The sequence below is a fragment of the Pseudoalteromonas sp. APC 3694 genome (genome assembly GCF_030407565.1).
Lineage (GTDB): Bacteria > Pseudomonadota > Gammaproteobacteria > Enterobacterales > Alteromonadaceae > Pseudoalteromonas > Pseudoalteromonas tetraodonis.
On record NZ_JASDDE010000097.1, the window covers coordinates 1 to 6,881 of the forward strand.

A 6,881-nucleotide genomic window follows, 5' to 3' on the forward strand; every position below is an offset into this window, starting at 1 on the left:
CACTAAAAACTGCCAAAGCAAATGTTAATTGGTCTTACCAAAATAACGAATGTAAAAACTATTTATTATCTCATCAGACACCACTGTGAATAAGTTACAGATAAAACCGTAAAAATTACCAACCTAATATAAAGCCAAACTCAAAAAACAAATTAAACCATTGATTTAAAACAAAATAAAATATTGGCATATTACTCGCTTATATAAAAACAACACTTTAACACTTAGATAAATCAAGGAGATGACAATGTTACGCTGGACAATTACATTTTTGGTGATCGCACTAATCGCAGCCGTTTTAGGATTTGGTGGTATTGCAGGAGCCGCAGCAGGAATTGCTAAGATCATATTTTTTATCTTTTTAGTTTTACTGGTTATTTCACTTGTCTCTGGCGCTTTACGTGGTAAAAGCCCCAGGTAGATAAGAAACAACGAACTTTTTTAAATTTATATACAAGGAATTACATTATGAAATCATCAACACTTAAAGCAGCAGCTATTGGCCTATTCGCAAGTGCATTTATTATGGGTTGTGAAGACAATCATGCAGAAGAAGCCGGTGAACGCATCGACGAGGCCGTGACAGATGTTCAAAATAAAGTAGAAGATGCCTGTGAAGAAGTAAAAGAAGGTGTCAACGCTGAAGAAACAAATTGCTAATTCAGCCCCCTTTTTAAAAAGCGACCATTCGGTCGCTTTTTTGTGTTAAGTATTAGTCGCCAAGTTGCTACCCATTAATTATAAACTCTGAACTATTAATTCTTTTTAAGCTGCGCATTTACCACATAGCTTGCTAAAATGATAAAAAATAGCTTTTAAGTATAGATGCATGGTATTTACGACAACCTATAAACTCGATAAACCTTACTTTTATGAATGCTTCGACCAATCGCTGCCTTATAGTAAACGCGCGCAACCTAAATATTTTTTATTAGCACTGCTTGTTGTATTGGGATTATTTGGTATTTATGGTTTAGGAGATCATTACCTAGGTACATTTTTGCTGATGCTAGCCCTACTCGAATGCATCGCCTTTTACTATCGCCGCCCATGGTGGGTTACCAGGCAAATGCTAAGCAGAGCGTCTGGTTCTGAAGTCACTCTCACCTTCGACGAAGACGGAATAAAATCAACCAATCATTACAAAAATTACCAGTTAGCTTGGCACGACATTAACGAAATTATTACTACAGATTGTGGACTATTGTTAAAAAGTAAAAGCGGTATGCAATACATTTCTAAGGCAATACTCGACGAAGAAACGATTGATTTTATAAACAAAAAAGCCACTCAATGAGTGGCTTTTACAAATGTCATAGTTATATTAACTAGCACATTTTATACTATGTTGATTAAGCATTGCCCGGATTAGGGTTAGACTTTTCAGCTTGTATGCGCATGTAAATTTCTTCACGATGAACTGATACGTCTTTAGGTGCGTTAACACCGATACGAACTTGATTTCCTTTAACACCTAGAACAGTAACGGTTACTTCGTCACCAATCATAAGGGTCTCGCCTACTCTACGAGTTAGTATTAGCATTCTCTTGCTCCCATGTTCCAATAAAATTATAAGATTCCGCACAAACATTTTAATTAAAATTAGACTAAAAAGTAAGTAAAAACTCTCAATCTATTCATTTTCTGTTAAAAATGTCTTATGTAATGCACGAACAGCCAGCTCTAGGTATTTTTCATCTATTAAAACTGAAATTTTGATCTCTGAGGTGGCAACAAACATCACATCAATGTTTTCTTGTGCTAACGAATCAAAAAATAAACTCGCTACCCCGGAATGAGATTTCATCCCCATACCCACCGCTGACACTTTCGCCACATTGGTCAATCCGTCAATTGCCTGTGCGTCAAATTGCTGTTGCTCAGCCGTTAACAAATCAAGTGCGTTTAAGTAATCATTTAAATGCACAGTAAAAGCATAGTCAACTTTTTCAACTTTATGATTAATTTGATTAATCATATCTATTTCGATGCCATTATCAGCAAAAAGTTTCAAAACTTTTGCAAGATGTTTGGTGCCTTGCGGCATTCCATGCACCTTAATTAAGCACTCATCTCGATTAAATGCAATACCCGATACGACATTGCTTGTCACGTCGCTCTCCTCAAAACTAATTAACGTGCCTTCATCGGGTTTAAAGCTAGATAACACCCGCAGAGGGACATTGTGTTTACCAGCAGATTCTACAGAGCGAATATGTAACACTTTAGCGCCTAAACTTGCCAGCTCAAGCATTTCAGCAAAGGTGACATGACTTAAACGTCGTGCGTTAGGTTCCACACGCGGGTCTGTAGTATATACGCCATCAACATCGGTATAGATCTGACATTCATCCGCTTTTATTGCACCCGCTACTTCAACTGCAGAGGTATCGGTGCCACCACGGCCAAGCGTGGTCACGTTGCCCTCAATATCGCGCCCCTGAAAGCCGGCAATAATAGCAATACGGTTATGTTCAAGTTCATGTTTTAAACGCGTTGCCGCAACTTCTTCTACACGGGCTTTACCGAACATGTTATCGGTTAATATATTCACTTGATCGGCTAGTAAGCTTACCGCTGAATGGCCGCGTTTAATAATGGCCATCGCTAATAAAGCTATAGAGACTTGTTCACCGGTACTGAGTAATACATCGAGTTCACGACTACTCGGGCGAGAGTCGATTTGTTTGGCAAGATTAATTAAGCGATTGGTTTCTCCCGACATTGCCGAAAGCACCACGACCACTTGGTGGCCTTGTTGCTTAGTTTTAACAACAAGGTCGGCGACCGCTTCAATACGCTCTATTGAGCCTACCGAAGTGCCGCCAAATTTTTGAACTATAAGTGCCACTTAAGCTTAAGTACGCTCAGTTAACCAAGCTGTTACGCTATCAAGTGCTGCAGTTAAGTTTTGTGGCTCAGAACCACCCGCTTGCGCCATATCTGGACGACCGCCGCCTTTACCACCTACTTGGCCTGCCATGTGGTTAACTAACTCACCCGCTTTTACTTTACCGGTCAAGTCTTTAGTTACACCCGCAATTAGGCTTACTTTATCACCGCTGGCAACACCTAAAGCAATAACGCCTGAGCCAATCTTATTTTTAAGATCATCAACCATGCCACGAAGCGCTTTTGATTCTGTGCCCTCAACGTTGGCAACTAACAATTTAACCCCATTAATTTCAACCACTGAATCAAGTAACGATGCACCTGCCGCACTGGCTAGTTTATCGTTAAGTTGGGCAACTTGCTTTTCAAGTCCTTTCGACTTTTCAAGTAAGGCAGTTACTTTTTCAAGTACTGACGCACTGTCACCTTTTACAAGCGCTGCAACATCTGCTAATTGCTGTTCTTGTTCATTAACATAAGCGATTGCTTCTGCACCCGTTACCGCTTCAATACGACGAACACCAGCAGCAATACCGCTTTCAGATACAATTTTGAATAAACCAATGTCACCTGCACGCTCTACGTGTGTACCACCACAAAGCTCAATTGAGTAATCACCTATGGTTACTACACGTACTTCGTCATCGTACTTTTCGCCAAACAATGCCATAGCACCTTTTGCTTTAGCATCATCAATTGCCATTAGCTCAGTATTAAGTGCAAAGTTACGACGAATTTCGTCATTTACTACACGTTCAATTTCGCGCAGTTCTTGTTTGGTCACCGCTTCAAAATGTGAGAAGTCAAAACGCAGACGATCTGGCTGCACAAGTGAGCCTTTTTGCGATACGTGCTCACCTAAAAGCTGACGTAATGCTTCATGTAAAATGTGCGTAGCTGTGTGATTTTTCTTAATGCTTTCACGACGCGCATCGTCAATAGTCGCATCCACTTTATCGTTAACGCCAATACGCCCTTGAACTGTTCCATGATGAGCAAAAGCATTACCCAATTTAGTGGTATTCGTTACATTAAACTCACCACCGGCAACAGTAATTGTACCGCTATCACCAATTTGGCCGCCTGATTCAGCGTAAAACGGAGTACGGTCTAAAACAATAATACCTTGCTGACCATCTTCTAATAACGATACAGATTCGCCACCGGCAAAAATCTCAACCACAGTGCCACGATAATGATTACTATCGTAGCCTTTAAAATCAGTGTGCTTATCTGATTTTAATTGCTTATTATAATCTGCACCAAATTTGCCCGCTTGCTGTGCAGTTTTACGTTGTACTGCCATGCATGCTTCAAAACCTTGATGGTCAATGGTCATTTGGCGCTCACGCGCTACATCGGCTGTTAAATCGGCAGGGAAACCATAGGTATCGTAAAGTTTAAATACTAAGTCACCTGGGATCACATCCCCGGCTAAATCACTCAAGCTTTCTTCTAAAATAGCTAAACCACGCTCAAGCGTTTTACCAAACTGCTCTTCTTCAATCCGCAGTACTTTTTCAATAATTTCTTGTTGCTTAGCAAGCTCTGGGTACGCTTGACCCATTTGCTCAATAAGTGCAGCAACCAATTTATAGAAAAACGCGCCTTTAGCACCTAACTTATTACCGTGACGTACAGCACGACGAATAATACGACGCAATACATAACCACGGCCTTCATTTGATGGCATAACCCCATCTGAAATTAAAAATGCACACGAACGAATATGATCGGCTACCACGCGAAGTGATTTATCATCCATATCTTGTGCATTGGTAACGCTTGCAGCGGCCGCAATTAAGCCTTGGAATAAGTCGATTTCGTAGTTTGAATGCACACCTTGTAAAATAGCTGAAATACGCTCAAGGCCCATACCTGTATCAACAGATTGCTTAGGAAGTGGCTCCATAGTCCCGTCGCTTTGACGGTTGTATTGCATAAATACTAAGTTCCAAATTTCAATGAAACGGTCACCATCTTCTTCAGGTGTGCCCGGAGGACCGCCCCAAATATGCTCGCCATGATCATAAAATATTTCAGAACATGGACCACAAGGACCCGTATCACCCATAGACCAAAAGTTATCGCTCGTTGCAATACGAATAATACGATCTTCAGGTAAGCCTATATCGTTAGCCCAGTAGCCAAAGGCTTCTTCGTCATCATGGTAAATAGTTACTAACAGCTTTTCTTTTGGTAGTTTTACAACCTCAGTTAAAAACTCCCACGCAAATTTAATTGCATCTTGCTTAAAGTAATCACCAAAGCTGAAATTACCTAGCATTTCAAAAAAGGTATGATGACGTGCTGTGTAACCTACGTTTTCTAAATCGTTATGTTTACCACCAGCGCGCACACAACGCTGCGAACTGGTTGCGCGTGTGTAAGGGCGGCTTTCAGCGCCTAAAAATACATCTTTAAATTGCACCATACCGGCATTATTAAATAACAACGTGGCATCGTTACCCGGTATAAGCGAACTAGAAGGAACAACTTGGTGTTGCTTGCTGGCAAAAAAGTCTAAAAACTGTTGCCTAATTTGTGCGGTAGTCATGTGCTGCATGTGAAAGTCTCACCTGTATTTACTGTGCTTGCATTGCAAAATTTATTTGATCATAGCTAAATCCTCGATACATTAAGTAGCGCACGCGCTTAGCCTTTTCTTTGTACTCGAGGTTTGCCGGTGTCGTTGAATATTTTTTGTTGTACGCTTCCTGCGCGAGCTCAAACCAATCTATTTCCAGCTCTTCAACCACTGTTTCAAGCAGTGCTCTATCAATCCCTTTGCTCATGGCCTCACTTTGAATTCGCTTTAAGCCATGGCATTTAAATATGTGCTTTCTTACAAACCCTTCACAGTAACGCTGCTCGTTAATAAAATTATGCTTTTCGCACCAATCAAGCAGGTTTTCTATGAACTCGTCGGTTGCTTCTCTTTGCTGTAACTTTTGGGTTAACTCTCGGCGCGAATACTCTTGCCTTCCCAGTAACCAAAGCACATAGTTTTTTAGCTTTTGTTTTAACGTATCATCCATTAAGCGTCAAAGCGTCCGCTTTGCTCGCTACTTAAAGGCTTAATGTTACTGTCATCACTTGGTGGCACAACGGGCATAAAAATAGCCTGATAAGAAACAAAGAAACTAATGTAGCAAATTGGCATTAAAATCAACAGCGGTAGTAGCGATAAGAACATCGACACCACAATTAATAATGCGCAAATAATACCATAAACACTCAATGGTAAAATATTATAATAAAACACCATAAACGAACTTTTTAAGGCATTTAAAATACGTTGTTCTTTATTAAAGTAAACCAGCGGTACCGCATAGGCAAACGAAGTAAAGTATATCGACAGCGCAATTAAAAACAGTGCCACATTGGCAAACGAAATACTCTCAAGCATTTGGCTAATTGCTGTATTAGGGTCTAAGTCAGGCTGCGTCATAACCGCAATCGCATCGGCAAATAACCCATTGGCGAGCAGCGCAATTAAAATACCGGCACCCATTTGATAAAGCGCTAAGCGAAATAAGCCTAACCGATTTCCTTTTGCTGAAAAGGGCTTCAAAATGTCGGCTAGCATAATTTTTCCGCCTTGCTGCTTGGTAAGCACGGCTTGATAAAAACCAGCGGTTAAAAATGGTGTAGCCAATGCTGCGACTATCTGTAATAACGGCAAAAATAAAGACAACAAGCCAACAATGCCAATAAACAAGTGCATAAAGATAAAGGTTAATGGCTGAGTTTTAAAAATTAGCCAACCCGCTTTAAACCATTTTAATGCCGCATCCGCTTTAAAAATTCGTAATTGTGTAGACATACTTGCTCTTAATTAAAACAAAACACGCCGAGTATAACTCGGCGTTGGTTGGTATTACAGAGGTGGCGGCGATAAATGCCGTTAATATTAGGGTCTGTTGCCCTTTACGGATTAAAATTTGTTCAAACTAGGGGCGATTTAATCGCGGCGCGAGGTTTGTAA

General features: G+C 40.5%; 8 protein-coding genes. 3 read left to right on the plus strand and 5 right to left on the minus strand.

Features of this window, described 5'->3' with window-relative positions; all coding sequences use genetic code 11:
- Positions 1 to 247 precede the first annotated feature (247 nt).
- The 3 genes from QMA00_RS18235 (at position 248) to QMA00_RS18245 (ending at position 1,297) form a co-directional block, all read left to right on the plus strand.
- Positions 248 to 421 carry a DUF1328 family protein gene (locus tag QMA00_RS18235; protein ID WP_002961939.1) on the plus strand — a complete coding sequence of 58 codons (174 nt, stop codon included), beginning with the start codon at positions 248 to 250 and terminating at the stop codon, positions 419 to 421.
- A gap of 47 nt (positions 422 to 468) precedes the next feature.
- Positions 469 to 660, plus strand: coding sequence for a hypothetical protein (locus QMA00_RS18240; RefSeq protein ID WP_013464127.1), 192 nt, complete (start codon positions 469 to 471; stop codon positions 658 to 660).
- Between the two features lie 169 nt (positions 661 to 829).
- Complete coding sequence (locus tag QMA00_RS18245) at positions 830 to 1,297, plus strand: YcxB family protein (RefSeq protein WP_008115132.1); 468 nt, start codon at positions 830 to 832, stop codon at positions 1,295 to 1,297.
- 55 nt (positions 1,298 to 1,352) lie between these two features.
- On the opposite strand, the gene csrA is transcribed toward QMA00_RS18245, so the two are convergent.
- The 5 genes from csrA to QMA00_RS18270 form a co-directional block, all read right to left on the minus strand.
- The gene (csrA, locus tag QMA00_RS18250; protein WP_004587515.1) at positions 1,353 to 1,544 is read right to left on the minus strand and encodes a carbon storage regulator CsrA; all 192 of its coding nucleotides are present in this window, start codon (positions 1,542 to 1,544) and stop codon (positions 1,353 to 1,355) included.
- Positions 1,545 to 1,634: 90 nt separating this feature from the next.
- Positions 1,635 to 2,852, minus strand: coding sequence for an aspartate kinase (locus QMA00_RS18255; protein WP_076922418.1), 1,218 nt, complete (start codon positions 2,850 to 2,852; stop codon positions 1,635 to 1,637).
- A 6-nt stretch (positions 2,853 to 2,858) separates the two neighbouring features.
- Complete coding sequence (gene alaS, locus QMA00_RS18260) at positions 2,859 to 5,459, minus strand: alanine--tRNA ligase (protein ID WP_290158388.1); 2,601 nt, start codon at positions 5,457 to 5,459, stop codon at positions 2,859 to 2,861.
- 19 nt (positions 5,460 to 5,478) lie between these two features.
- Positions 5,479 to 5,931 (minus strand): regulatory protein RecX, encoded by a 453-nt coding sequence (locus QMA00_RS18265; RefSeq protein WP_008115122.1) that lies wholly within the window; start codon positions 5,929 to 5,931, stop codon positions 5,479 to 5,481.
- Positions 5,931 to 6,719 (minus strand): BPSS1780 family membrane protein, encoded by a 789-nt coding sequence (locus QMA00_RS18270; RefSeq protein ID WP_076922420.1) that lies wholly within the window; start codon positions 6,717 to 6,719, stop codon positions 5,931 to 5,933. The genes QMA00_RS18265 and QMA00_RS18270 overlap by 1 nt, the downstream gene beginning before the upstream one ends.
- Positions 6,720 to 6,881 lie beyond the last annotated feature (162 nt).